24 protein-coding genes and 1 tRNA gene are annotated in these 25,646 nt (G+C 21.0%); 19 read left to right on the plus strand and 6 right to left on the minus strand.

The features are described from left to right. The 9 genes from mnmG (at position 1) to atpC (ending at position 8,408) form a co-directional block, all read left to right on the plus strand. Complete coding sequence (gene mnmG, locus RJD44_RS00005; RefSeq protein ID WP_343189946.1) at positions 1 to 1,881, plus strand: tRNA uridine-5-carboxymethylaminomethyl(34) synthesis enzyme MnmG; 1,881 nt, start codon at positions 1 to 3, stop codon at positions 1,879 to 1,881. A gap of 137 nt (positions 1,882 to 2,018) precedes the next feature. Beyond that, positions 2,019 to 2,834 carry a F0F1 ATP synthase subunit A gene (gene atpB, locus RJD44_RS00010; protein ID WP_343189947.1) on the plus strand — a complete coding sequence of 272 codons (816 nt, stop codon included), beginning with the start codon at positions 2,019 to 2,021 and terminating at the stop codon, positions 2,832 to 2,834. 39 nt (positions 2,835 to 2,873) lie between these two features. Continuing rightward, positions 2,874 to 3,113 carry a F0F1 ATP synthase subunit C gene (gene atpE, locus RJD44_RS00015; protein ID WP_343189948.1) on the plus strand — a complete coding sequence of 80 codons (240 nt, stop codon included), beginning with the start codon at positions 2,874 to 2,876 and terminating at the stop codon, positions 3,111 to 3,113. Between the two features lie 60 nt (positions 3,114 to 3,173). Further along, positions 3,174 to 3,641, plus strand: coding sequence for a F0F1 ATP synthase subunit B (atpF, locus tag RJD44_RS00020; RefSeq protein ID WP_343189949.1), 468 nt, complete (start codon positions 3,174 to 3,176; stop codon positions 3,639 to 3,641). Between the two features lie 27 nt (positions 3,642 to 3,668). After that, the gene (gene atpH / locus RJD44_RS00025; RefSeq protein WP_343189950.1) at positions 3,669 to 4,202 is read left to right on the plus strand and encodes an ATP synthase F1 subunit delta; all 534 of its coding nucleotides are present in this window, start codon (positions 3,669 to 3,671) and stop codon (positions 4,200 to 4,202) included. Between the two features lie 16 nt (positions 4,203 to 4,218). After that, a complete protein-coding gene (gene atpA, locus RJD44_RS00030) occupies positions 4,219 to 5,769 on the plus strand; it encodes a F0F1 ATP synthase subunit alpha (RefSeq protein ID WP_343189951.1) in 1,551 nt (516 codons plus the stop codon). Positions 5,770 to 5,779: 10 nt separating this feature from the next. Continuing rightward, positions 5,780 to 6,649 (plus strand): ATP synthase F1 subunit gamma, encoded by an 870-nt coding sequence (gene atpG / locus RJD44_RS00035; RefSeq protein WP_343189952.1) that lies wholly within the window; start codon positions 5,780 to 5,782, stop codon positions 6,647 to 6,649. Positions 6,650 to 6,686: 37 nt separating this feature from the next. After that, positions 6,687 to 8,075: a F0F1 ATP synthase subunit beta gene (atpD, locus tag RJD44_RS00040; protein WP_343189953.1), complete on the plus strand. Its 1,389-nt coding sequence runs from the start codon at positions 6,687 to 6,689 to the stop codon at positions 8,073 to 8,075. Positions 8,076 to 8,114: 39 nt separating this feature from the next. Continuing rightward, complete coding sequence (gene atpC, locus RJD44_RS00045) at positions 8,115 to 8,408, plus strand: ATP synthase F1 subunit epsilon (protein WP_343189954.1); 294 nt, start codon at positions 8,115 to 8,117, stop codon at positions 8,406 to 8,408. 181 nt (positions 8,409 to 8,589) lie between these two features. Here atpC and gyrB read toward each other — a convergent pair whose 3' ends face one another. Both gyrB and dnaN read right to left on the minus strand, forming a co-directional pair. Beyond that, positions 8,590 to 11,001 (minus strand): DNA topoisomerase (ATP-hydrolyzing) subunit B, encoded by a 2,412-nt coding sequence (gyrB, locus tag RJD44_RS00050; protein ID WP_343189955.1) that lies wholly within the window; start codon positions 10,999 to 11,001, stop codon positions 8,590 to 8,592. Positions 11,002 to 11,040: 39 nt separating this feature from the next. After that, positions 11,041 to 12,147 (minus strand): DNA polymerase III subunit beta, encoded by a 1,107-nt coding sequence (gene dnaN / locus RJD44_RS00055; RefSeq protein ID WP_343189956.1) that lies wholly within the window; start codon positions 12,145 to 12,147, stop codon positions 11,041 to 11,043. Positions 12,148 to 12,361: 214 nt separating this feature from the next. Here dnaN and rpmH point away from each other — a divergent pair, with 214 nt between their 5' ends. From rpmH to mnmE, 4 genes are all read left to right on the plus strand, one after another. After that, the gene (rpmH, locus tag RJD44_RS00060; RefSeq protein WP_343189957.1) at positions 12,362 to 12,505 is read left to right on the plus strand and encodes a 50S ribosomal protein L34; all 144 of its coding nucleotides are present in this window, start codon (positions 12,362 to 12,364) and stop codon (positions 12,503 to 12,505) included. Between the two features lie 7 nt (positions 12,506 to 12,512). Continuing rightward, the gene (gene rnpA, locus RJD44_RS00065) at positions 12,513 to 12,872 is read left to right on the plus strand and encodes a ribonuclease P protein component (RefSeq protein ID WP_343189958.1); all 360 of its coding nucleotides are present in this window, start codon (positions 12,513 to 12,515) and stop codon (positions 12,870 to 12,872) included. A 109-nt stretch (positions 12,873 to 12,981) separates the two neighbouring features. Further along, a complete protein-coding gene (yidC, locus tag RJD44_RS00070) occupies positions 12,982 to 14,565 on the plus strand; it encodes a membrane protein insertase YidC (protein ID WP_343189959.1) in 1,584 nt (527 codons plus the stop codon). 42 nt (positions 14,566 to 14,607) lie between these two features. Then, positions 14,608 to 15,975 carry a tRNA uridine-5-carboxymethylaminomethyl(34) synthesis GTPase MnmE gene (mnmE, locus tag RJD44_RS00075; protein ID WP_343189960.1) on the plus strand — a complete coding sequence of 456 codons (1,368 nt, stop codon included), beginning with the start codon at positions 14,608 to 14,610 and terminating at the stop codon, positions 15,973 to 15,975. Positions 15,976 to 15,997: 22 nt separating this feature from the next. Here mnmE and RJD44_RS00080 read toward each other — a convergent pair. Continuing rightward, positions 15,998 to 16,070, minus strand: a tRNA-Phe gene (locus RJD44_RS00080). A 199-nt stretch (positions 16,071 to 16,269) separates the two neighbouring features. Between RJD44_RS00080 and RJD44_RS00085 the strand changes: the two genes are divergently transcribed. From RJD44_RS00085 to RJD44_RS00095, 3 genes are all read left to right on the plus strand, one after another. Continuing rightward, positions 16,270 to 16,560, plus strand: coding sequence for a co-chaperone GroES (locus RJD44_RS00085; protein ID WP_343189961.1), 291 nt, complete (start codon positions 16,270 to 16,272; stop codon positions 16,558 to 16,560). 71 nt (positions 16,561 to 16,631) lie between these two features. Beyond that, complete coding sequence (groL, locus tag RJD44_RS00090) at positions 16,632 to 18,290, plus strand: chaperonin GroEL (RefSeq protein WP_343189962.1); 1,659 nt, start codon at positions 16,632 to 16,634, stop codon at positions 18,288 to 18,290. A gap of 145 nt (positions 18,291 to 18,435) precedes the next feature. After that, entirely contained in the window at positions 18,436 to 19,002 is a 567-nt protein-coding gene (locus RJD44_RS00095; RefSeq protein ID WP_343189963.1) for an elongation factor P, read from the plus strand. Positions 19,003 to 19,008: 6 nt separating this feature from the next. On the opposite strand, the gene dnaC is transcribed toward RJD44_RS00095, so the two are convergent. From dnaC to rsmD, 3 genes are read right to left on the minus strand one after another with little or no spacing between them, the layout of a single operon-like run. Beyond that, a complete protein-coding gene (gene dnaC, locus RJD44_RS00100; protein WP_343189964.1) occupies positions 19,009 to 19,737 on the minus strand; it encodes a DNA replication protein DnaC in 729 nt (242 codons plus the stop codon). Continuing rightward, positions 19,737 to 20,276, minus strand: a complete 540-nt coding sequence (locus tag RJD44_RS00105; RefSeq protein WP_343189965.1) for a DnaT-like ssDNA-binding domain-containing protein — start codon at positions 20,274 to 20,276, stop codon at positions 19,737 to 19,739. Before RJD44_RS00105 ends, dnaC begins: the two co-directional genes overlap by 1 nt. A 41-nt stretch (positions 20,277 to 20,317) precedes the next feature. Further along, positions 20,318 to 20,857: a 16S rRNA (guanine(966)-N(2))-methyltransferase RsmD gene (gene rsmD / locus RJD44_RS00110; protein ID WP_343189966.1), complete on the minus strand. Its 540-nt coding sequence runs from the start codon at positions 20,855 to 20,857 to the stop codon at positions 20,318 to 20,320. Between the two features lie 419 nt (positions 20,858 to 21,276). Here rsmD and ftsY point away from each other — a divergent pair, with 419 nt between their 5' ends. From ftsY to metE, 3 genes are all read left to right on the plus strand, one after another. After that, positions 21,277 to 22,131: a signal recognition particle-docking protein FtsY gene (gene ftsY, locus RJD44_RS00115; protein ID WP_343190127.1), complete on the plus strand. Its 855-nt coding sequence runs from the start codon at positions 21,277 to 21,279 to the stop codon at positions 22,129 to 22,131. A 135-nt stretch (positions 22,132 to 22,266) separates the two neighbouring features. Continuing rightward, positions 22,267 to 23,127, plus strand: a complete 861-nt coding sequence (gene rpoH / locus RJD44_RS00120) for an RNA polymerase sigma factor RpoH (RefSeq protein ID WP_343189967.1) — start codon at positions 22,267 to 22,269, stop codon at positions 23,125 to 23,127. 234 nt (positions 23,128 to 23,361) lie between these two features. Beyond that, a complete protein-coding gene (gene metE / locus RJD44_RS00125) occupies positions 23,362 to 25,614 on the plus strand; it encodes a 5-methyltetrahydropteroyltriglutamate--homocysteine S-methyltransferase (RefSeq protein ID WP_343189968.1) in 2,253 nt (750 codons plus the stop codon). The last annotated feature ends 32 nt before the right edge of the window (positions 25,615 to 25,646 follow it).

Raw genomic sequence — 25,646 nt, forward strand, 5'->3', positions numbered from 1 at the left:
ATGACTAATTTAATTTATTTTGATGTTATAGTAGTTGGTGGAGGTCATGCAGGAACAGAAGCATCTTTAGTTGCATCTAGAAGAAATTCTAAAACTCTTTTATTGACTCAAAGTATTAATAAAATTGGAGAATTATCATGTAATCCTTCTATAGGTGGTATTGGAAAGAGTCATTTAGTAAAAGAGGTAGATGCATTAGGCGGTATTATGGCGAAGGTTGCTGATAGATCATGTATACAATTTAGGTATTTAAATACTAATAAAGGTTTTGCTGTACGATCTACTAGAATGCAAGTTGATAGATGTTTTTATAAAAAAAATATTCATAAATTTTTGTTTAATGAAAAAAATTTGTTTGTATTAGAATGTGAAGTAGAAGATTTGATTGTAAAAAATGATAAAGTTTTAGGAGTAATTACGAATTCAGGAAAAAAATTTTTTTCTAAATCTGTAGTAATTACAACTGGTACTTTCTTAAATGGTAAAATTTATGTTGGTAAAAAATTTTTTTCAGGAGGTAGATTTAATGATTTTTCTTCTAAAAATTTATCTATTAACTTGAAAAAGTTTCCTTTTAGATTTGGAAGATTAAAAACTGGAACTCCTCCAAGAATAGATTCTAGAACTATAAATTTTAATAAGTTAAAAAAGCAGAGAAGTCATAATATACAATTTAATTTTTCTTTTTTAAAAGAAAAATACAAAAAGTTGAAACATGTTCCTTGTTATATAACATATACTAATGAAAAAACTTTTAGTATTATAAAAAAAAATATACATAAAAGTTCTATGTATTCAGGAGTTATAAATAGTAAAGGACCTAGATATTGCCCATCTATTGAAGATAAAATAATTAGATTTCCGAATAGAAAAAAACATCAAATATTTTTAGAGCCGGAAAGTATAAATAGTTTTTCAATTTATCCAAATGGTATTTCAACTAGTTTTCCAGAAAATATACAATTAGAAATTCTACATTCTATAAATGGTTTGGAACATTCTGAAATTTTGCACTTTGGATATGCTGTAGAATATGATTTTTTTGATCCTAGAGATTTGAAAAAAACTTTGGAAAGTGTTTATATAGATGGTTTATTTTTTGCAGGACAAATTAATGGTACTACAGGTTATGAAGAGGCTGCTTCTCAGGGTTTAGTGGCTGGATTAAATGCATCTCTATATAGTTTTGGAGAATCTATGTGGTCTCCAAAGAGAAGTGTTTCTTATTTAGGAGTATTAGTAGATGATTTATGTGTTAAAGGAACTAAAGAACCATATAGAATGTTTACATCTAGATCTGAAAATCGTTTGTTTTTAAGAGAAGATAATGCAGATATTAGATTAACAAAATTAGGAAGAAAATTTGGAATAATATGTGATAAAAGATGGAATAGATACCTTCAAAAAAAAAATAATATAAAAATGGAAATTTTAAATTTGAAGAAATATAAATTATTATTAAATTCTTTAGATTATGATATATTGAACAAGAAATTTAACATTTCTTTAAAAAAATCTTTTTCTCTATATAAAATCTTAAAAAGACCTAATTTTAAAATTGAAAATTTTAATTTTTTAAAAACTTTTAGTTTCGTTTCTAAAGATTTTGAAGCTATCAAACAAGTAGAAATAATTTGTAAATATGAAGGATATATAAATAGACAAAATAAAGAAGTAAAAAAAATTGGTTTTTATGAAAATATTTTATTACCTGTTAAATTTAATTATGCAAAGATAGCGGGTTTATCTAAAGAGGTTCAGTTTGTGTTAAATAAATATAAACCTTCTTCTATTGGTCAAGCTTCTAGAATACAAGGAATAACTCCTGCTGCTATTTCTATTTTATTAATAAATTTAAAAAAGAAATTTATCAAATATTAATACATATTATACATTTTTTTATAATATTTTATTTTATTTATTTTTGTTTTTTTATTAAAGTTTTTGTTATATTAATAAAGTTATAAATTATATTATATAACATGAAAATAAATTTTTTTAATAAAAAGGTTTTTTTAATGAACTTGACTTACATTTTTAATTCTAAAGATTATATTAGTCATCATTTGACGCATTTTCAAATAAATTTAAATAATTTTTGTTTTATAAATAGTAATTGTAAAAATAATAGTTTTTGGGTATTAAATTTAGATTCAATTTTATTTTCACAGTTTTTATGTTTGTTGTTTTTAACAATATTTTTTTTTGTTGCTAGAACGTTTAATTATAAAAAACCTGGAAAGGTTCAGTCTATTGTTGAAATAATAATAATGTTTGTAGATAATAATGTTAAAAATATAATTGGTAAAAGTAACATTTATATTTCTTCTTTATCTCTTACAATATTTATATGGACTTTTTTAATGAATATAATGGGTGTTATACCTGTTGATTTTATACCATGTTTTTTCAAAGAATTTTTTAATATAGATAATATTAAATATGTGCCTTCTTCTGATATAAACATTACTTTATCTATGGGTTTTAGCATATTTTTATTAATACTATTTTATGGTATTAAATATAAAGGATTTAAAAATTTTTTTTTAAATTTTTTTTTGCATCCATTTTCTAATCCATGTTTTTTTATTTTTAATTTTTTTTTAGAATTAATAGGATTAATATCTAAGTTTATATCTTTAAGTTTAAGACTTTTTGGTAATATTTATGCTGGTGAGATTATATTCATATTAATATCATGTATTGTTCCTTGGTGGATGCAATGGATTTTTTATGTGCCATTAGCTATTTTTCATATTTTAATAACATTTTTGCAATCTTTTCTTTTTATGATGTTGTCAACAGTTTATTTGTCTATGGTCATTAAAAAATAATTTTTATTATTAATTTTTTTATACAACTGGGGTAAAAATATGTCTCATATTAATATAGAAATGTTATATATAGCTTCTGCTATTATGTTAGGATTATCATCTATTGGAGCTGCTATTGGAATAGGTATATTAGGTAGTAAATTTTTAGAAGGAGCTTCCAGACAACCTGATCTAATTCCTATTTTAAGAACTCAATTTTTTGTTATTATGGGATTAATAGATGCTGTACCTATGATAGTCGTTGGAATTAGTTTATATATTTTATTTGCTGTTATATAAATTTTGTTGTTTTGTTACTATAATATTATATTTATTAAAAATTTTTTGGAAAATAACAAAATGAAAATAAATGCAACTATTTTAGGGCAAACTATTTCTTTTTTTTTATTTGTATTTTTTTGTGCTAAATATATATGGCCTAACATAATAAGATCTATAAAAATTAGACAAGAAGAAATAGATAAGTCTTTTAAATTAGCAAAAAATATTAAGATAAGATCTTTAGAAATAGAAAAAATTGCACAAAATAAAATAAATATGGCGAATAAAAAAGCAATAAAAATACTTGAAAACGCACAATCTGATAGAATTTTAATTTTAGAAGCAGCTATTTTAAATGCAGAACAAAAAAGAAAAGTGATAGTTGCTGAAGGTATAAAAAAATTAAATTTAAAAAAAAACAAAATTCTAACAGATTTGCAAAAAGAAACTAGTAACTTATCAATTTTTATTGCTAAAAAAATATTAAAAGAATATGTTAAAAAAAATAATGTAAATAAAATTTTTGAAAAAAAATTTAAAATTTAATGTCTTTATAGAGAAATATTATAATTTATGATTAAAAACACATTGTCTAGACCATACGCAAAAGCAGCATATAAATTTTCTAAAAAAAATTTTGAAGTTTTTAGATGGTATAAAATGATTAATTTTTCTATTAAAATATATTTTTATATTGTTTCTAAAAATATTTTTTATCTAACTTGTAAAAAGAAAATTTTTGAAAATTTATTTTTAAAAATTTGTAAGAATAATTTTAATTGTTATTTTAAAAATTTCATAAAAATTTTGTTTAGAGATAATGTAATGAATTTATTGAAAAACATTAAAAATATGTTTTACAATTATTGGAAATATGATAAAAAAGTGATTACTGCTATAGTTTATTCAAAAAATTTTTTGTCTAAAAATATTATTAATAATATATCTAATTTTGTAAAAGTAAATTTTTTTAAAAAAGTATTTTTAAAGAATATTATAGATAAATCCATAATTTATGGATTTATAATTAAAGTTAATGACATAATATTTGATAATAGTTTTAATTGTTATTTGAATAAATTAAAAAAATATATGTTAGATGTATAGTAGAGGTATGACTAATATGAATTTTAGTTCACAATCTATCACTAATATTATAGAGAAAAGAATTTCTAAATTTAAGATTTTTAGTGATAGTTATAATGTAGGAAAAATTATTTCTGTAGTTGATGGAATCATAAAAATAGTAGGAATATCTAAAGTTATGTTAGGTGAAGTTTTGTTAGTAGATAATAAAAAATATGCTATAGCATTAAATTTAGAACGTGATTGTGTTGGAGCTATAGTTTTAGGATCATATATAAATTTATGTGAGGGAATGGAAGTTAAATGTACTAAAAAGATATTAGAAATACCTGTTGGAAATGGTTTGCTTGGAAGAGTTTTAAATAGTTTAGGAGAACCTATAGATGGTAAAGGAAAATTAAATTTTTTTAAATATTCTAAAGTGGAAAAAGAGGCTCCAAATGTAATTTCTCGTTCTCCTGTCAATGAACCAGTTCAAACTGGATGTAAAGCAATAGATTCTATGATACCTATTGGAAAAGGTCAAAGAGAATTGATAATAGGAGATAGACAAACAGGAAAAACTACAATTGCAGTAGACATTATTATAAATCAAAAAAATACTGGAATAAGATGTATATATGTTGCAATAGGTCAAAAAATGTCTACTGTTTTGAATATAGTTAAAATATTAGAAGAAAAAGATGTGTTAAAAAATACTATAATAGTTGTGTCTTCATCTTCTGATGCAGCTTCTTTACAATATTTGTCTCCATATGTTGGGTGTACTATTGGTGAATTTTTTAGAGATAATGGAGAAGATGCTTTAATAATATATGATGATTTATCCAAGCATGCAATTGCATATAGACAAATATCTCTATTGTTAAGAAGACCTCCAGGAAGAGAAGCATTTCCGGGAGACATTTTTTATCTACATGCTAAATTACTAGAAAGATCTTCTAAAGTTAGTGAAGAGTATGTTTTTAATAAAACTAAAGGTAAAAAAAAAGATAATACTGGATCTTTAACTGCTTTTCCTATTGTAGAAACACAAGAAGGAGACATTTCCTCTTACATACCTACTAATATAATTTCTATTACTGATGGTCAAATTTTTTTAGAATCAAATTTGTTTAACTCTGGCATAATACCAGCTATTAATCCAGGAATTTCCGTGTCTCGAGTAGGAGGTTCTGCGCAAACTCAGATTATGAAAAAGATGTCTATAAAAATTAGAACTTATTTGTCTCAATATAGAGAATTATCTTCATTTTCAAAATTTTCTTCTGATTTGGACAAAGTTTCAAAAAATATTCTTTTGCATGGTAAAAAATTAATAGAACTTTTTAAACAGTGTAAACATAAGCCATTGAGTGTAGCTGAACAGTCATTACTTTTATTTAGTGTAGAAAATAATTTTTTAGAAAAGATACCTACAAAAAAAGTTCATATTTATGAAAAATTGTTGTTAGAATATTTTAATAAAAATTTTTTTAGTTTAACTAAAGAAATAAATTCTTATGGTTTGTATAATAATTTTATAAAAAATCAATTTTTTAAAATTATAAATAATTTTAATGCAAAAAACTTTTTTCAAAATTGTTAGGAATTTTTTTATGTCATCCGCTAAGGAAATACGAAATAAAATTTTTAGTGTGGAAAATATTAATAAAGTTACTAAAACTATGGAAATGATATCTATATCTAAAATAAAAAAAATTAAATTTAAAATTGATAATCGATTTCCATATAAAAATTCTATAAAAAGAATTATAAATAATATTATTAGTTGTAATTTAGAATATACAAATAAATATTTAATAAACAATAGCGTGATTAAAAATATATGTATTATAATAATTTCTACAGATAAAGGATTATGTGGTAGTTTAAACATAAATTTATTTAAAAAAATATTGGAACAAATTAAAAAATTTTATAAATTTAATATAAAATTAATAGTAATTGGTAAAAAAGGTATAAATTTTTTTAAATCTATGAATAATAATTTTATTATTAAAAATTTTAGTTTGTTGGAATTTTCATTATCTAAATGTGTGACTAAAATTTTAGATATTATAATAGATATGTATAATAAAAAAAAATTTCAAAAATTTTTTTTAGCTAGTAATAAATTTATTAATTCTATGAATTTTACACCTAATATATTTCAACTGTTACCTTTTTATAACAAAAATTTACATGTAAATGTTTATAGAAAATTTTCGTGGGATTATATTTATGAACCTAATTCTAAATTTTTATTAAAAACATTGTTTAAAAAATATTTAAGATCTATTTTATATTGTAAAATTTTAGAAAATTTATATTGCGAACATTCTTCTAGATTTTTTTCTATGAAACAATCGTCTGATAATATTAACAATATAATAAAAAAATTAAAGTTAACATATAATAAATCTCGTCAATTTACTGTTACTAAAGAAATTATAGAAATTGTTTCTGGATATTTAACAATTTCATAATATCATTTTAAAATATTTATAAAGGTTTTTAAAAAATATGAATGTTGGAAAAATTGTTCAAATCATTGGAGATATAATAGACGTAGAATTTTCACAAAAAAATATTCCAAAAATTTTTAATCAGTTGAGAATAAAAATAAATAATAAAAAAATTTTTTTAGAAGTTCAGCAACATATAGGTGATGGAGTAGTTAGAACTATTTCTATGAGTTCTTCACATGGCCTTAGAAGAGGTTTGAAAGTTGAAGATTTAGGTCATTGTATAAAAATTCCAGTTGGAAAATCTATGCTTGGAAGAATTATAGATGTTTTAGGAAATCCTATAGATGGTAAAGGAAAAATAAAAAATATTAATAAGAAAAAAGAAATAGAATATCGAAAAATACATAGATCACCTCCAGATTATTTATCTAGACCTATTAACAATAAAATACTGGAAACTGGAATAAAGGTTATAGATTTAATATGTCCTTTCTTAAAGGGAGGAAAAGTAGGGTTGTTTGGAGGGGCAGGTGTTGGTAAAACAGTAAATATGATGGAATTAATTAGAAATATTTCTATTGAACATTCTGGATATTCTGTATTTACTGGTGTTGGAGAAAGAACCAGGGAAGGTAATGATTTTTATAATGAAATGAAAATTTCTAAAGTTTTAAATAAAGTTATTTTAGTATATGGTCAAATGAATGAGCCTCCAGGTAATAGACTAAGAGTGGCGTTTACAGGGCTTACTTTAGCGGAAAAATTTAGAGATGATGGTAAAAATGTTTTGTTATTTATAGATAATATATATAGATATACTTTAGCTGGTACAGAAGTATCTTCTATTTTAGGAAGAATTCCTTCAGCTGTTGGATATCAACCTACTTTATGTGAAGAAATGGGTGTTTTACAAGAAAGAATAACTTCTACAGAAGATGGCTCAATAACTTCTATACAAGCTGTATATGTTCCTGCTGATGATTTTACTGATCCATCTCCATCTTCTACTTTTTCACATTTAGATTCTACTATAACTTTAAATAGGAACATTGCTTCTTTAGGAATTTATCCAGCAATAGATCCTTTAACTTCTACCAGCAAACAATTGGATCCAGAGATTATTAGTCAAGAACATTACGAAACTGCTAAAAATGTTCAAAAGATTTTACAAAAATATAGAGAACTAAAAGATATTATTTCTATATTGGGAATGGATGAGTTATCTGAAAAAGATAAATTGTTAGTATTTAGAGCTAGGAAAGTAGAAAAATTTTTATCTCAACCATTTTTTGTGGCTGAAACTTTTACTGGTATTTCTGGAAAATATGTAAGTTTAAAAGATACAATAGATGGATTTAAACAGATTATTTCTGGAGAATTAGATCATGTTCCTGAAAAATCTTTTTATATGATAGGTAAAATAGATGAAATTTTAAAAAAATAAAAATTTTTAATATGAATTTTTTTAAATTTAGGACATTATATGACATTTTTTTTAGAAGTTGTTAGTCAAAATAAACATATATTTTCTAAAGATGTGATTAAAATTTATGTATTAGGATCAGCGGGTGAATTGTGTATATATCCTGGTCATTCTCAATTATTAACTTATATAAAATCTGGTCCATTATATATTTTAGATAGTTTAAAAAAGGAGAATTTTTTTTATTTATCTGGAGGTATTTTAGAAATTCAACCTAATTTTGTAACAATTTTGTCTGATGATGCTAATTCAATTTCTAAAAAAAATGTGTTAAAACATTTTTTTAAAAGATAAAAAAATTTTAAATATTTTTAAATCATATTTTTCAAAAATTAAAATTTTAATATCTTATATATAAAATGATTATTATTATTATTATATATAATAATATAAAAATTTATAAAATCAAAATTTAATTTCTTTATAGTAGCGGCGGGTTATTTAAAATTCCTGCCGCAAAATTTTTTATATTTTTTTAAAAATCTATATTTTCTGCTTTTAAAGAATTGTTTTCTATAAATTTTTTTCTTAATTTTACAGAGTCACCCATCAGGGTTTTAAATAATTCATTTGCTTTTTTACTATCTTTTATTGATACTTTTAACATTCTTCTGGTTTTTGGATCCATTGTTGTTTTCCAAAGTTGATTTGGATTCATTTCTCCAAGACCTTTATATCTTTGTATTAATATTCTATTTTTTGACTCTCGTATTAAATTATTTAACATATTTTTAAAATTAGATAATTTATATAAAGTTTTATTTTTTAATATAAAAGTATTTTTTTTAATTAATATATTTATTTTTTTACTAAATTGTTTTATTTTATAATATTCCTTTTCAAGAAAAGTGTTTTTTGTTACATTTATTATATCTTTTTTTCCATATATATATTTTTTTATTTTTATTGAAAAAGTTTTATTTATATCATTTTTTTTTAGTTTATATTTATAAAAAATATTATTTTTTTTATTTTTTTCTAAATTTTTTATTATTTCTGTTATCCATGTTTGTATTTCTTTTTTATTTTTGAAAGAAAATGATATAGGTTTTTTTATTAATTGATCAAATAATAATATAAATGTTTTATTCTGTTTTTTTTTAATTATTTGTTTTAGGTTTATATAATCAAAAATTATTTCATAAAGTTTTTTTATATTTATTTTTTTTTTTTTAGGATTGGTGATATACATTTTACAATTTTTTAAAGCATTTTTTATTTTAAAAATATTCAATGTTTTTTCATCTTTTATAAAAATTTCTTTGTTTTTTAATTTTATTTTATACAAAGGAGGTTGTGCTATAAAAACATGACCGTGTTCTATTATTTTTGGCATTTGTCTGTAAAAAAATGTTAGTAGAAGAGTTCTTATATGTGATCCGTCTACATCTGCATCTGTCATTATTATAACATTATGATATCTAAGTTTTTCTATAGAAAAAGCATTATCAATTATTCCACATCCTAAAGCTGTTATTAAATTTTTTACTTCTTCTGAAGAAAGCATTTTTTCAAATTTAGATTTTTCTACATTTAATATTTTTCCTTTTAATGGTAGTATTGCTTGATTTTTTCTATTTCTTCCTTGTTTAGCTGACCCCCCAGCTGAATCTCCTTCTACTAAATAAATTTCAGACAATTTTGGATTTTTTTCTTGGCAATCTGATAATTTTCCTGGTATCGCACATATATCTAAAGTATTTTTTTTTCTAGTTATTTCTCTTGCTTTTTTTGCAGCTTCTCTTGTTTTTATTGCTTGTATTATTTTATTTGTTATAATTTTTGCATCATTAGGATTTTCTAATAAATATTCATTAAAATGTTCATTTAAAGAGGATTCTACAAAAGATTTTATTTCTGAAGATACTAGTTTATCTTTTGTTTGCGAAGAAAATTTTGGATTTTGCATATAAATTAAAATAATAGCTCTTAAACCTTCTCTAGTATCATTTCCAGTTGCAACAATTTTATTTTTTTTTGTAATGTATGATTTTTCTATATAGTTATTAATAGTTCTTGTAATAGAAGATTTGAATCCTGATAAATGCGTACCTCCTTCCTTTTGTTTTATATTGTTTGTAAAACATAAAATTTTTTCTGAAAATTTATTATTCCATTGTATAGCAATTTCTAATTTTATATTTTTTTTTTTTTTTGAAAAATAAAATATTTTTTTATGTATAGGATTTTCTTTTTTGTTTAAAAATTTTATAAAATTTTTTATATTACCTTTATTATAAAATTTTTTAATAATATTTTTTTTTTTATTTTCTAAATATATTGATATACCAGAATTTAAAAATGATAATTCTTGTAATCTATTATAAAGAATTTCGTAATTAAATTTTTTTATGTTTGTAAATATTTTTTTGTTTGGGAAAAATTTTATTTTTGTTCCTGTTTTTTTACTTTTTTTTATTATTTTTAAATTTGTTATAGGTTTTCCATATTTATATGTTTGTTTAAATTTTTTTCCATTTCTATATATTGTTAAATATAATTTTTCTGAAAGTGCATTTACTACAGATATTCCTACTCCGTGTAGACCACCTGATATCTTATAAGATTCAGAATCAAATTTTCCTCCTGCATGTAATACTGTCATGATAACTTCTGCTGCGGATTTTTTTTCTTCTTTATGAATATCTATAGGCATTCCCCTTCCATTGTCTTCTATTGAAATAGAATTGTCTAAATACATTTTTATTAATATTTTGTTACAGTAACCAGACAATGCTTCATCTATGGAATTATCAACTACTTCAAATACCATGTGATGTAGTCCACTTCCATCATCTGTATTTCCTATGTACATGTTTGGTCTTTTTTTTACAGCGTCTAAACCTTTTAATACTTTTATATTAGATGAATTATATGAATTTGGCATATATTTTCTCTTTTTTTTATGTTTTTTATAGATAAATTTTTATAATATTAATGGCATGATCATATAAATATTCAAGCTATTTTTTTTTTCTTGTATTTGTATTGTTGAAAAATTTTTGTTAATTAATAAATATACTTTTTCACTAAAAATATGTTGTAATATATTTAAAAAATATTTTGTGTTTAAATTGAATTTAATAATATTATTATTATTTTTTTTTATTAATATTTTTTCTTCTGCTGTCTCATATTCTTCATTTTGAGAAGTTATTTTCATAGTATTATTTTTTATATAAAATTTTGCGCCATAAAAGGATGAGTCTGACAGAATAGAAATTCTATTTAAAGTTTTTTTTAACAATTTTAAATTTATTTCTATTATTGTGTCAGGATTTTTAATTATTAAATTTCTATAATTTGGAAAATTTCCATCTATTAATTTTGTAGTAAACATAATTTCTTTTGTTATAATTTTTAGATGATAATTGTTTATTAATATATTTATTTTTTCGTAAATTTCATTTAATATTTTTAATAGTTCTAATACTCCTGTTTTTGCGATTATTACAGAATTTGTTATGTAGTTTTCATTTTTTAGAAAATATGTAGATATTGCCATTTTATATCCATCAGTAGAAACTGATTGAATATAGTTATTTTTTAATATAACAAATAATCCGTTTAAATAGTATCTGGCATCGTTTTTTGCCATACAAAAATATGATTTTTCAATTATTTTTTTAAATTTTTTTGCATGAATTGAAAATTTATTGTATTTTTTGAATAAAGTAAATTTTGGATATTCTGAGTGTGGCAGAGTAGATAATTTAAATATAATTTTTTTTATTTTTATTATTAAGAAATTTTTTTTTTTTTCAATTAATATATTTTCATTTTTTGAAAAACTTTTGCATATACTCAGTAATTTTTTTCCAGATACTGTAGTCTTTCCTGAACAAATTTCTTTGTCTACATTTGTTTTTATAATTAGTTCTGTTTCTAAATTACTACATGTTAAAAATATTTTTTTTTTTTTTAATTTTATAAGTATATTTTCTAGTATTGGATTTTTGTTATTTTTTACTAATACTAAATTAGCCTGTTTTAATACTTTTAATAAATTAATTTGTTTTATAATAAATTTCATAATTATTTATTTATTTCATTAGAATGTTTGTTATATATGCATTTTTTTATGTTATTTTATTATAAACTTAATATTTAATTTTTATTGATAAAATTTTCATAAAAATTTTTTGTGATTTTGATTTTTTTATAAAACATTTTTATTAAATGGATTTTTAATATATAAAAATTAAGATATAATATTAAAAATATTTAATATATTGAGTTATATATTTATGAAAAGAACTTATCAGCCGTCAATTTTGAAAAAAAATAGATCTCATGGATTTAGAAAAAGAATGTCTACTAAAAATGGAAAAAAAATTTTGCACAGAAGAAGATTAAAAAAAAGATTGAAATTAACAATATCTTCTAAATAAAAAATTTATGAAAAAACATAAAAAATTTTCTTTTAAAAAAAAATATAGATTATTAAAAAATTATCAGTTTTATTTTGTTTTTAAGAAATCTTACAAAGTTTTTAATAAAAAATTTTTAATTTTAAGTAGAAAAAATAATTATTATTATCCTAGATTAGGAATAAGAATATCTTCTAGTATTATAAAATTTTCTAATAAAAGAAATGTTGTCAAAAGATTAATAAGAGAAAGTTTTAGATATAATATTAATAAATTATTTTATATGGATTTTGTTGTTATTATAAAAGATAATGTGTCTGATATAAAAAATTTTTATTTACTAAAATCTTTAAATATTTTGTGGTCTAGACATTTTAAAAAAAATTAATCATATTGTTATTAATTTTTTAAAAATAATAATAATTTGCATATTATTTTATTAAAAATTAATTAAAATATTTTAATAATGTTTAAAATTATTAAAAAGAGAGAATAAAATGTATTGGATAAAGAACACTCTTATATTAATTTTTTTGTTTTTGTTAGCATTTTTTGTTTATAAATTTAATAATATAAATTTTTTACATAATTCTATTAACAAAAAAAATATAAATAACATAAATTTTGAAAAAGATGATAATTGTTTTAATTCAGATAATACAATTTGTATAAAAACTGATACTTTTAATATTTCAATAGAAAAAAATACTGGAAATATAATTAAAGCTGATTTATTAAAATATAAAGAAAATATTAATTCTTATGATCCATTACATTTATTAAGATCAAAAAAAAATTTTATATATCAAGTAAATAGTGGATTGTCAGGTATAGACAATAATAATTTTTATTATGATAATAGCTATAATAAAAAAAAGGAATTTCATTTATTAAATAATGATAAATTTTTATTAGTTCCTATGAAATGGATTTCTAAAAATGGTATATCATATATAAAGACTTTTATTTTTGAAAGAGGGAAATATTTTGTAAAAATAAAATATGATATATTTAATAACTCTAAAAATAAAATAAATCTTTCTATATATGGAAATTTGACTCAAAGTATAAATTATGATAAAGAACATCATAGTTATAGTTTTGGTATTAAAACTTTTAAAGGTGCCGCTTATTCAAGCAGTAAATCAAAATATGAAAAAATTAATTTTAATGATATAGTTAAAAAAAATTATGTTTCTGACTTTTCTAACAACAAATGGATAGCTATGATTCAGCCATATTTTGTATCTGCTTGGATACCTGATAATTTTATAAAAAATAAAATATTTTTAGATAGAGTGAATTATAGAGATGTTTTAATTGGATATCAAACAGAACCATTTAATATTAATTCTTATGAAAATAAACAAATTTGTTCTAAATTATGGATTGGTCCTAAAATAAAGAAAGAAATGTTAGAAATTTCAGATAGTTTATATTATACCATAGATTATGGATTTTTATGGTTTTTGTCTCAACCATTATTTGAATTTTTGTCTTATTTAAATAATATTTTTAATAATTGGGGTGTTTCTATAATTGCAATTACTTGTATTATAAAATTTATAATGTATCCAATTTCTAAAATTCAGTATGTTGAAGTTGAAAAAATGAAAAAAATTCAAAAAAAAATAAGTTTTTTGAAAAAAAAATATAAAGACAATAAGAATTTTTTAAGTAAAGAAATAATGAATTTATATAAAGAAAATAATATTAATCCAATAGGAAGTTTCTTGCCTGTTATAATTCAAATGCCAATATTTCTTTCTTTATATTATGTAATTGTTGAATCTGTGGAACTAAGACATTCTCCATTTATATTTTGGATAAAAGATTTGTCTGACAAAGATCCTTTTTTTATTTTACCAATATTAATGGGAATAACTACATTTTTTATGCAAAATGATTCTGAGAGTGATAGTAGTTTAGATACATTTCAACAGAAGATAATGCATATAATGCCAATATTTTTTACTATATTTTTCTTATGGTTCCCATCCGGTTTAGTCTTATACTATATAATCAGTAATATATTAACAATAGTACAACAAAAAATAATTTATAAAAAATTTAAATTTTAATATTTTATTATTTAACATATATTTTGGAAAATTTTTTATTATATGTATATTCAAGATACTATAGTAGCTTTAGCTACGCCATATGGAATATCAGGTGTTGCTGTACTAAGAATCTCTGGTAATAAAATTTTAGAAATTTGTAATAAGATTCTTAAAAAAGTCCCAAAACCTAGATATGCACATTATTTAAGTTTTTTTAGTGTTGTAGATAGTAAAATAATAGATAAAGGAATAGTTATAAGATATGAAAAACCCAGCTCTTTTACAGGAGAAGATGTTTTAGAACTGCAATGTCATGGAAGTCCTATTTTAGTAAATATTTTGTTAAAAAATATTTTGTTGATAGAAGATGTTAGAATTGCAGAAAACGGAGAATTTTCTAAAAGATCATTTTTTAATAATAAAATGGATTTAGTTCAAGCAGAAGGAATAGATGATTTAATAAATGCAAATTCTAAGACTACTTTAATTTCTTCTTTAAATTCTGTAAATGGAAATTATTCTATTTATATAAATAAGTTATCCAAAAAAATAATAAAAATTATTACAAATATTGAAATTATTTTAAATTCTGAAGAAGAATATAATATTAATATTAATAATTTTATTTTGAAAGAAATAGATAAAATAATAAATATTTTAAAAAAAGAAAATAAAAAATTAAAAAAAAATAATTTATTAAAAAATGGTATTAAAATAGTTATAACAGGAGTTCCTAATGTAGGAAAATCTAGTTTATTTAATGCTATTTTGTCTAATGAAAGATCAATAGTTACAGCATTTAGCGGTACTACAAGAGACATTGTAGTGGATAGTTTTTCTTTCGATGGTATAAATTTTAGTATTTCAGATACTGCAGGAATAAATAATTCTAAGAATAAAATAGAAGAAATAGGAATTACAAAGGCATGGAAAGAAATAAGAAAATCTAATTGTGTATTGTTATTAACAGATTATAATAATATACATGATTTTAAAAAAAATATTTTTAATATAAAAATAATAAAGTATTTAAATACAAATAATATATATTATGTAGTAGTTTTTAATAAATGTGATTTAAGAAATGTTTATCCTAATATAAAAATAATTAAAAATATTGCTTATATACATGTATCTGCTAAAAAAAATATTGGTATAAAATTATTGTTAAAATTTTTAAAAAAAAAATTATTGTTTAAAAATTTTTCTAAAAATATTTTTTTATCTAGAATTAGACATATTAATTTAATAAAAAGATCTTTATCTCATTTAGTTTATTCTAAAAAACATTTTAAAAAATTTAATAATTTAGAAATTTTGTCTGAAAATTTAAACGTATCTAGAGGATTTTTGGATAATATAGTTGGAAAATTTTATAAAAATGATTTGTTAGAATCTATATTTTCAAATTTTTGTTTTGGGAAATAATGAATAAAATATAAAAATAATATGCCCGAAGGCGGAATCGAACCACCGACACGGGGATTTTCAGTCCACTGCTCTACCAACTGAGCTATCCGGGCGTATTAAATATAATTATTTGCAATAAATTTATAAAAGTCAACTAATTTATTTTTTATATATAAAATATATTTATAAAATATAAAATTTTTACTTGAAAGTAAATGATATAATACATATATATAATTTTAAGAAATAAAATACTTATAAAATTTTTAAAAATAATATATTATTTTATTATAAAATAAGGTATTTAAAAAAATGAAAATTCGTCCATTACATGATCGTGTTATAGTTGAGAGAAAAAAAAAAGAATCTAAATCTGCTGGAGGAATAGTATTAACTGGATCTTCTGCAGGAAAATCTTCCAGAGGTGTAGTTATTGCTGTAGGTAAAGGTCGTATTTTAGAAAATGGAAAAGTAAAACCTTTAGATGTTAAAATAGGTGATATAGTAATTTTTAATGAAGGATATGGCGCGAAAACAGAAAAAATTGATAATAAAGAAGTATTAATTTTAACTGAAAGTGATATTCTTGCAATTATAGAATAAATAATATTCTTAAAAAAATTTTAGAACACTGTATTTTATTTTTAACAAAATTGCTAAAAGGAAATTTTTATATGGCAGCTAAAGATGTAAAATTTGGTAATGAAGCTAGAATAAAAATGCTTAATGGTGTTAATGTATTAGCTGATGCTGTTAAAGTAACTTTAGGACCAAAAGGTAGAAATGTTATTTTAGACAAATCTTTCGGAGCTCCAAGTATAACTAAAGATGGTGTATCTGTTGCGAGAGAAATAGAGTTAGAAGATAAATTTGAAAATATGGGTGCTCAGATGGTTAAAGAAGTAGCATCTAAAGCAAATGATGCTGCTGGTGATGGTACTACAACAGCTACTTTATTGGCTCAAGCAATAGTAAATGAAGGATTGAAAGCTGTTGCTTCTGGTATGAATCCTATGGATTTAAAAAGAGGTATAGATAAAGCTGTTATAAATGCTGTAAATGAATTAAGAAAATTGTCTGTTCCATGTTCTGATTCAAAAGCTATTACACAAGTTGGTACAATATCAGCTAATGCTGATGAAAAAGTGGGTGCTTTAATTTCTGAAGCAATGGAAAAAGTTGGAAACGATGGTGTAATTACTGTTGAAGAAGGAACAGGATTACAAAATGAATTAGAAGTTGTAAAAGGAATGCAATTTGATAGAGGATATTTATCTCCTTATTTTATTAACAAAACTGAATCAGGTATAGTTGAATTAGAAAATCCTTATATTTTAATGGTAGATAAAAAAATATCTAATGTAAGAGAATTATTATCTATATTAGAAGCTATAGCTAAATCAGGAAAGCCATTGTTAATAATATCAGAAGACTTAGAAGGGGAAGCTTTAGCTACTTTAGTAGTAAATTCTATGAGAGGAATAGTTAAAATAGCTGCTGTAAAAGCCCCTGGTTTTGGAGATAGAAGAAAATCTATGTTGCAAGACATTGCTATTTTAACTAATGGTTCAGTGATTTCTGAAGAGCTTGCTATGGATTTAGAAAAAACATCTATAGAAGATTTAGGTCAAGCTAAAAGAGTAGTGATAACTAAAGAAACTACTACTATAATTGGTGGTTTAGGAAATAAGAAAAATATAAAAAATAGAGTTTTACAAATTAGAAAAGAAATACAAGAGTCTACTTCTGATTATGATAAAGAAAAATTAAATGAAAGATTAGCTAAACTTTCAGGAGGAGTTGCGGTATTAAAAGTTGGAGCAGCTACTGAAGTAGAAATGAAAGAGAAAAAAGCAAGAGTAGAAGATGCTTTACATGCTACTAGAGCTGCTGTTGAAGAAGGAGTAGTACCAGGAGGAGGAGTAGCATTAGTTCGTGTAGCTGAAAAAATTTCTAAGATGTTAAGTGATAATGAAGATCAAAATGTTGGAATACGTGTTGCAGTCCGCGCTATGGAAGCTCCATTACGTCAAATAGTATCTAATTCAGGAGAAGAACCTTCTGTAGTGGCAAATAATGTAAAAGATGGTAAACATAATTATGGGTATAATGCTGCTACTCATAAATATGGTGATATGATAAAGTTTGGAATATTAGATCCAACTAAAGTTACTAGGTCAGCTTTGCAATATGCTGCTTCAGTAGCAGGATTGATGATTACTACAGAATGTATGGTAACTGATTTACCTAAAGAAGATAAATCTGATTTAAACAGTCATTCTCAACCAAATAGTGGAATGGGTGGAATGGGTGGAATGGGCGGTATGATGTAATTAATATTTTTATAATTTTTTTATTATTATAGAATTAATTGTATTTTAACATTTTCTTATCCTTAGAAATAATTTTTCTAAGGATAAGTTTTACAAAAATTAAATATTTTTTTTGAAAAAATAAAAATGAGTAATGTATAATTTTATGATATTTTGTAATAGTAATAGTTTAAAAAATGGATTAAAAATAGTTTTTAATAATGTGCCTTTTAACATTGAGCGTAGTGATTTTGTTAAACCTGGAAAAGGGCAATCTTTTGTTAGAATTAAAATGAGAAATTTAATAAATAATAAATTAATAGAAAAAACTTTTAGATCGAATGAAAATTTTAAAATAGCAGATATAGAAAATATAGAAATTTCTTTTTTATACAGATCTGAAAATATTTTTTATTTTATTAATTTAAAAAATTATAATGAAATTTTTATAGAAAAAGATAATATAAAAAATATTTTAGTATTTTTAGTACCTGGAAAAAAATATTTTGGATTATTATGGAATAAAAAACTTATATCTGTAGTAATAAAAAATTTTATTCATTTAAGAGTTGTTAGATTTGAACATTGTTCTGATAATAGTGTAAGTTATAAAAATAAATTAGCTGTGTTTAAAACAAATCTAAAAATTGTTGTACCGTCTTTTATTAAAATTAATGATATCATTAAAATAGATACTAGATATTTAAAATATGTGTCCAGAATTAATAAATAATTTGTTTTATATATATTTTCTATAACTTTTCCATTCAAAATTTAACCATAAACTTTTTCCTATTCTCATTCTGTCTATTACTCTTTCTCCTAATAATGTTTTCATACCATTATGATTTAAATTAGATAACATTCCTGTAGATCTTTTTGATGAAGATCTTCTATCTACTATTTGATTAATGACTACTTTTTCATATTTAGATTCTGTTTGCATACCAATTTCATCTATCATTAATAAATCTACTGTACTTAATTTATTCAATAAATTCTCTTCTGTCAAATTACTTGATCCGTTGAATGTTTCTTTCATATTAGACATTAAATCTGCTACCGTTACTATAAGCACACTTTTTCCTTTTAATATTAAATAATTTCCAATAGCAGAAGCAAGATGATTTTTACCGGTTCCAGGATTACCCGAAAAAATAAAACTAGATACATGATTATTAAAGTTTTTTGCATATTTTTTTGCTGCATTTAAAACTCTTTCATGCCCTTTGTGTTTTATAATATAGTTTTTAAATGAACATTTAGTATATAATGCTTTTATTCCAGATTTTTTAAATGTTTTTTTTATTTTCATAATTTTATTTTTTTTTAATATAGATTTTGAAGAAATTATTCCCTGTTCTTGATTCCATGATAGCAAATCTTTGTCATTTTTAAATTTTGGTTTTATATGTTTAGGAATTATTTTTTTTAATCTTTTTAAAAAATTAATGGTATTATTTTTCATTATTTGTCTCTAAAACCATCTGGAATATAATTTTTTTTTATATAAATTTTATTAGATTTAGATATGTTTTTATTATGTTTTGATGCTCTTGTTATTTTTAAACTATATGCTAATTTTTGTTCCCATTGAATATGGTGTAATATTCTTCCTTCTGCTTTCCAATAATCTATAAATAAATTTAATTCACTTCTAGATACTTTTTTTTTTATTTCTATTCCCCACATGGCAGCTTTTTTAATAAAATTTTTATCTGGATTCCAATTTTTATACATTGCAAATTTGTTTTGTATTTTATTTTTTGAGTTAAATTTTTCAATTGATATAATTTTTTTAGAAATATCATTATCTATTTTTTTTTTATATATTTTTATTTTTTTAAAAATTTTTTTTAATATATAATTATTTATTATGTATGTTTTGGGAGCGTTTTTTTCTAATATTAGTATTGTTTTTTTTTTTGTTTTTTTCAAATATTTTGATGGTTCTTTTAAAAAATTTTCTATAGTTACTTTAAATAAATTTAATTTTTTTATTTCCATAAAATTGTTTCCTATATTTTATATTTTTTATTTTCGTTTAGTTAATTTTTAACTAAATATAGTTTACCAATTGTTTGACCTATATTTTTTTTTTTTATATTTTTCCAATTTTTAGGAATATATATATTTTTTTTTTTTATATTTTCTAAATAAACAATAGTATTTTTTTTTGTCCAATTATTTTTTTTCAATAAAATTATAATGTTGTTTATAATATTATTGTTAAATGGAGGATCTAAAAATATTATATCATATGGTTTTCCATATCTATTTAACCATTTTAATGCATTTACATTTATTACATTTATATTTTTTATAGACAATTTTTTTATATTTTTTAATATATTTTTATATAAATAAAAATTTTTTTCTAATGAAGTTACACATTTAGCATTTCTAGATATTGCTTCTATGCTCAGTGATGCGCTTCCACAAAAACAATCTAAACATTTTGATTTCTTTATATATTTTGATAACCATTCAAATAGAACTTTTTTCATTAAATTTGTTGTTGGTCTTACTTTATTTTTTTTGTTTATTATTATATTTCTAGATTTAAATTTTCCTGATATTATTTTCATATTATATGCAACAATATTATTAATATATTTGATTTATATTTTTTATAATGTAAAAATGTTATTATATAATTTTATGAATATCTGTTAATAAAATTATTCAATTCAATATTATAGAAATGAGAATAAAATATGTCAAAGAGTAAAAATAATAGTTTTGTTTCTTGGATATTAAGTAGTTTTAAAAAAAAAAAGTTTGTAAAAAATCAGATGATAAGTATAATAATTTAAAAAATAATAATAAAATAAATAATGATAAAAGAAAAAATTTTTATGATAAAAACCATAAGAATTATAAAAAATTTTCATCTATAGATAAGTTACATGAAAAAAAAAATAAACTACATTTAGATAAAAATAAAAGTATTTTTAACATATTTAAAGAAAAATTATATAATACTAAAAAAAAAATTAGTTCAAAAATAAAAGAAATATTTTTTAAAGATAATGTAAAAATTAATAAAAAATTTTTGAAAAAGTTAGAAGAAAATTTATTATTATGTGATGTCGGGTTTAATACTTCTAAAAAAATAATTTCTAATTTAAATAAAGAAATTTGTAAAAAAAATATTTTGGATGAAAAGATTGTTTTAGATATGTTAAAAACTCAATTATTGAAAATATTAAAAGTTTCTTATAACAATAATTTAAAGATTAAAAAAAAATATCCTTTTTTAATTTTAGTAGTAGGAGTTAATGGTGTTGGAAAAACAACGACTGTTGGAAAATTAGCATGGAAATATAAAAATCAAGGAAAATCTGTTATGATAGCTGCAGGAGATACTTTTAGGGCGGCTGCAATAGAACAATTAAAAATAATTTCTAAAAAAATATCTGTACCTTTAGTGTCTCAACATTATAAAGCTGATGCAGCATCTGTTATTTTTGATGCTATACAATCCGCTAAGAACAAACATATAGAAGTGTTAATAGCAGATACTTCTGGTAGATTACATAATAATAAAAATTTTATATCTGAACTTAAAAAAATTGTTCGCGTTACGAAAAAAATAGATAAAAATTATCCTGATGAAATAATTTTAGTAGTAGATTCTTCTAGTGGTCATAATGTTATAAAACAAACTAAAGTATTTAATGATGCAATAAATGTTACAGGTACAATTTTTACTAAATTGGATGGAACATCTAAAGGTGGTATGATTTTTAATGTTTCTAATAAATTTAACATTCCAATAAGATATATTTGTACTGGAGAAAATAAAGAAGATTTGCATAAATTTGATAGCAAAAATTTTGTTAAATCTATATTAGAGTAATTTTTGTATTTATATACATAATATGTATTTTTATTTTTTATATATATAAGTTATATAATAATATAATAATTTTTTTATATTAATATTTTATTTTTTATTTTTTTAAACTAAAATTTTTATAATTTAGGTAATTAAATGTTAAAAATTATTGATGCTATTTCTTATGGTTCTTTAGGAAGTTTAAATTCTTATATAAACGTAGTTTTTTCTTTTCCTGTTATTTCAAGAAAAAAAGAAAAACATTTTTCAAATTTATTCTATCATAATAGTGATTTAGTTGCTGCTAAAAATTTAATATTATCTAATTTAAGATTTGTTGTACATATTTCAAGAAATTATTTAGGATATGGTTTGTTGCAATCTGATTTAATCCAAGAAGGTAATATTGGATTAATGAAAGCAGTAAAAAAATTTAATCCAGAAATTGGTGTTAGACTAATATCTTTTGCTGTACATTGGATAAAATCAGAAATACATGAATATGTTTTAAAAAATTGGAGAATAGTTAAAATAGCTACTACAAAAGCTCAAAGAAAATTATTTTTTAATTTAAGAAAGAATAAAAAACGACTCGGGTGGTTTAATAAATATGAAATAGAAACTGTTGCTAAAGAATTAGGAGTTACATCAAATGATGTAAAAGAAATGGAAAATAGAATGTTGTCTAAGGATTTAAATTTTAATCTTTCTTCATGTAAAGAAGATGAAAATCATACGAAATTTAGATTAGTATCATCTTATTTAAAAGATAAAAATTCAAATTTTGCAAATATTTTGGAAAAAAATGATTTTTTTAAATATAATATAAGAAAACTTAATAATGCATTGTTGAGTTTAGACAAAAGAAGTAAAAATATAATAACTTCTAGATGGTTATATAATAATAAAAAAAAAACTTTACAAAATTTAGCAGATTATTATGGCATTTCTGCTGAAAGAGTTAGACAAATTGAAAAAATTGCTATGAAAAAGATGAAACTAAAAATAAAAAGTTAATATTTTAATAATATTTTTATAAAATTTTATGTCATTTACTTTTTAATGTACAATATATACGTAGTTTATAATTAACATTGTATGTAATGTTTTTATAAAAATGATATAATAATATTATTATCTTTTAATATTTTTTATAAAGTTGTTTATATAGTTTATAACATGTCAAATATTATAAATTTGATATTTAAATTTATATAAAATATATTTTGTTTGTATAAGAGAATTTATTTGATGAACATTTTTAGTCATATATTGGGTTTTCCAAGAATAGGTCCTAATCGAGAGTTAAAGATTGCTCAAGAAAAATATTGGAATAATGAGATAAGTAAAGATGAATTATTTTCTGTAGGAAGAAAAATAAGAAAAAATAATTTAAAAATTCAAAAATCTGCATGTTTAGATTTTTTATGTGTTGGAGATTTTTCTTGGTATGATCATGTATTAAATAATAGTATGATGGTTGGAAATATACCTACAAGACATAGAAATGTAAATAATAAAGTTGATATAGACACTTTATTTGGAATTGCTAGAGGCTATAATTCAAAAAATAATTTTGCATGTTCGTCTGAAATGACTAAGTGGTTCAATACAAATTATCATTATATAGTTCCAGAATTTAATAAAAATACATATTTTAAATTTTCTTGGAAACAAATATTAGAAGAAGTTGATGAAGCTATAAACTTAAATTTTAATAATATTAAACCAATTTTATTAGGACCAATTAGTTATTTATGGTTAGGAAAAAGAGATAATAATACAGTATTTGATAAGTTAGAATTATTAGATAAAATTTTACCTATATATAAAAATATTTTATCAGAGTTTAATAAAAGAAATATAAAATGGGTACAAATAGATGAACCAATATTGGTTTTAGATATTTCAAAAAAATGGTTAGAATCTTTTATATATGCATATAATTATTTAAATAATAAAAATTTAAAAATATTGTTAACTACTTATTTTGGTAGTATATCACATAATATAGATATTATAAAAAATATTCCTATTGATGGTATACATATAGATTGTGTTAGTGAAAAAAATAATTTACAAAATTTAATAAAAATGTTGTCTAAAGATATTTGTATATCTTTAGGTGTGATAAATGGCAGAAATATATGGAAAGCAGATTTACAAAAAATATATAATGAAATATGTTTCATAAAAAATTTTAAAAGAAATTTTTTTATAAGTACTTCTTGTTCTCTAATGCATGTGCCAATTGATATATCTGTAGAAACAAAAATAAAAAAATCTGTTTTAAAAAAATTTTCTTTTGCAATACAAAAATGCAAAGAATTATATTTATTAAAAAAGTGTTTAAAAAATTTTAATAAAAATTTTTTTACAAAAAAAAATTTTTTTTATAATAGTGATGTATATAATAAAAGAAAAAATGTTTATATAAAAAAAAATGATTTGGTAAGAAAAAGTACTTATGAATTTAGAATAAAACAACAAATTAAAAATTTAAAAATACCAATTCTACCTACTACTACTATAGGATCTTTTCCTCAGACAAAAGAGTTAAGAAACATTAGATTAAAATTTAAAAACAATAAAATAGATTTAAAAAAATATAATTTTGAAATAAAAAAATATATAAAAAATGTTATTCTCGAACAAGAAAATTTAGGATTAGATGTATTAGTACATGGTGAACCTGAAAGAAATGATATGGTAGAATATTTTGGTCAACATTTAGAAGGATTTTTATTTACAGAATTTGGGTGGGTTCAAAGTTATGGCTCTAGATGTGTAAAACCTCCTATAATATTTGATAATGTTTCTAGAAAAAAACCGATAACTATAAAATGGACTAAATATGCTCAATCTAAGACTAAAAAATTAGTTAAAGGGATGCTAACTGGTCCTGTAACTATTTTACTATGGTCATTTTGTAGGGAAGACTTATCAAAAGATATTATCTCTAAACAAATTGCTATTGCTATTAGAAAAGAAGTAAAAGATTTAGAAAATGCTGGAATAAAAATTATTCAAATTGATGAGCCAGCTTTTAGAGAAGGTTTACCATTAAGAAAAAAATATATAAAATCATATTTGTCTTGGGCGATTGATGCTTTCAAATTAAGTTCATCTGTTGTAAATGATGAAACTCAAATACATACACATATGTGTTATTCTAATTTTAATAACATTATAGATTCTATAATTAAGTTAGATGCTGATGTAATAACTATAGAATCTTCTAAATCTCATTTAAAATTATTAGATTGCTTTAAAAATATTAAATACCCTAATGGGATAGGACCTGGTGTATATGATATACATACAACTAATATTCCAAGTGTTTCGAACATATACGATACTATAAAAAAATATATAAAGATATTTAATATAGAAAATTTGTGGATTAATCCAGATTGTGGGTTAAAAACTAGAAATTGGAAAGAAGTAAAAATATCTCTAAAAAATATGATATTAGCTACAAAAAATTTGAGAAATAAAATTTAATTTTTTTGTTCATTTAAATATTTTATTTTTTA

It is taken from the genome of Buchnera aphidicola (Astegopteryx bambusae) (assembly GCF_039365365.1).
GTDB lineage: Bacteria > Pseudomonadota > Gammaproteobacteria > Enterobacterales > Enterobacteriaceae > Buchnera_G > Buchnera_G aphidicola_B.

Coding starts and splice junctions, on each gene's coding strand:
- rsmD (WP_343189966.1), bottom strand. CDS start 20,857: ATGAAAATAATATCAGGAAAATTTAAATCTAGAAATATAATAATAAAC.
- rpmH (WP_343189957.1), top strand. CDS start 12,362: ATGAAAAGAACTTATCAGCCGTCAATTTTGAAAAAAAATAGATCTCAT.
- atpD (WP_343189953.1), top strand. CDS start 6,687: ATGAATGTTGGAAAAATTGTTCAAATCATTGGAGATATAATAGACGTA.
- mnmG (WP_343189946.1), top strand. CDS start 1: ATGACTAATTTAATTTATTTTGATGTTATAGTAGTTGGTGGAGGTCAT.
- rpoH (WP_343189967.1), top strand. CDS start 22,267: ATGTTAAAAATTATTGATGCTATTTCTTATGGTTCTTTAGGAAGTTTA.
- RJD44_RS00085 (WP_343189961.1), top strand. CDS start 16,270: ATGAAAATTCGTCCATTACATGATCGTGTTATAGTTGAGAGAAAAAAA.
- gyrB (WP_343189955.1), bottom strand. CDS start 11,001: ATGCCAAATTCATATAATTCATCTAATATAAAAGTATTAAAAGGTTTA.
- mnmE (WP_343189960.1), top strand. CDS start 14,608: ATGTATATTCAAGATACTATAGTAGCTTTAGCTACGCCATATGGAATA.
- groL (WP_343189962.1), top strand. CDS start 16,632: ATGGCAGCTAAAGATGTAAAATTTGGTAATGAAGCTAGAATAAAAATG.
- RJD44_RS00095 (WP_343189963.1), top strand. CDS start 18,436: ATGATATTTTGTAATAGTAATAGTTTAAAAAATGGATTAAAAATAGTT.
- dnaC (WP_343189964.1), bottom strand. CDS start 19,737: ATGAAAAATAATACCATTAATTTTTTAAAAAGATTAAAAAAAATAATT.
- atpB (WP_343189947.1), top strand. CDS start 2,019: ATGAACTTGACTTACATTTTTAATTCTAAAGATTATATTAGTCATCAT.
- atpG (WP_343189952.1), top strand. CDS start 5,780: ATGTCATCCGCTAAGGAAATACGAAATAAAATTTTTAGTGTGGAAAAT.
- rnpA (WP_343189958.1), top strand. CDS start 12,513: ATGAAAAAACATAAAAAATTTTCTTTTAAAAAAAAATATAGATTATTA.
- atpE (WP_343189948.1), top strand. CDS start 2,874: ATGTCTCATATTAATATAGAAATGTTATATATAGCTTCTGCTATTATG.
- RJD44_RS00105 (WP_343189965.1), bottom strand. CDS start 20,276: ATGGAAATAAAAAAATTAAATTTATTTAAAGTAACTATAGAAAATTTT.
- metE (WP_343189968.1), top strand. CDS start 23,362: ATGAACATTTTTAGTCATATATTGGGTTTTCCAAGAATAGGTCCTAAT.
- atpH (WP_343189950.1), top strand. CDS start 3,669: ATGATTAAAAACACATTGTCTAGACCATACGCAAAAGCAGCATATAAA.
- atpC (WP_343189954.1), top strand. CDS start 8,115: ATGACATTTTTTTTAGAAGTTGTTAGTCAAAATAAACATATATTTTCT.
- atpF (WP_343189949.1), top strand. CDS start 3,174: ATGAAAATAAATGCAACTATTTTAGGGCAAACTATTTCTTTTTTTTTA.
- yidC (WP_343189959.1), top strand. CDS start 12,982: ATGTATTGGATAAAGAACACTCTTATATTAATTTTTTTGTTTTTGTTA.
- dnaN (WP_343189956.1), bottom strand. CDS start 12,147: ATGAAATTTATTATAAAACAAATTAATTTATTAAAAGTATTAAAACAG.
- atpA (WP_343189951.1), top strand. CDS start 4,219: ATGAATTTTAGTTCACAATCTATCACTAATATTATAGAGAAAAGAATT.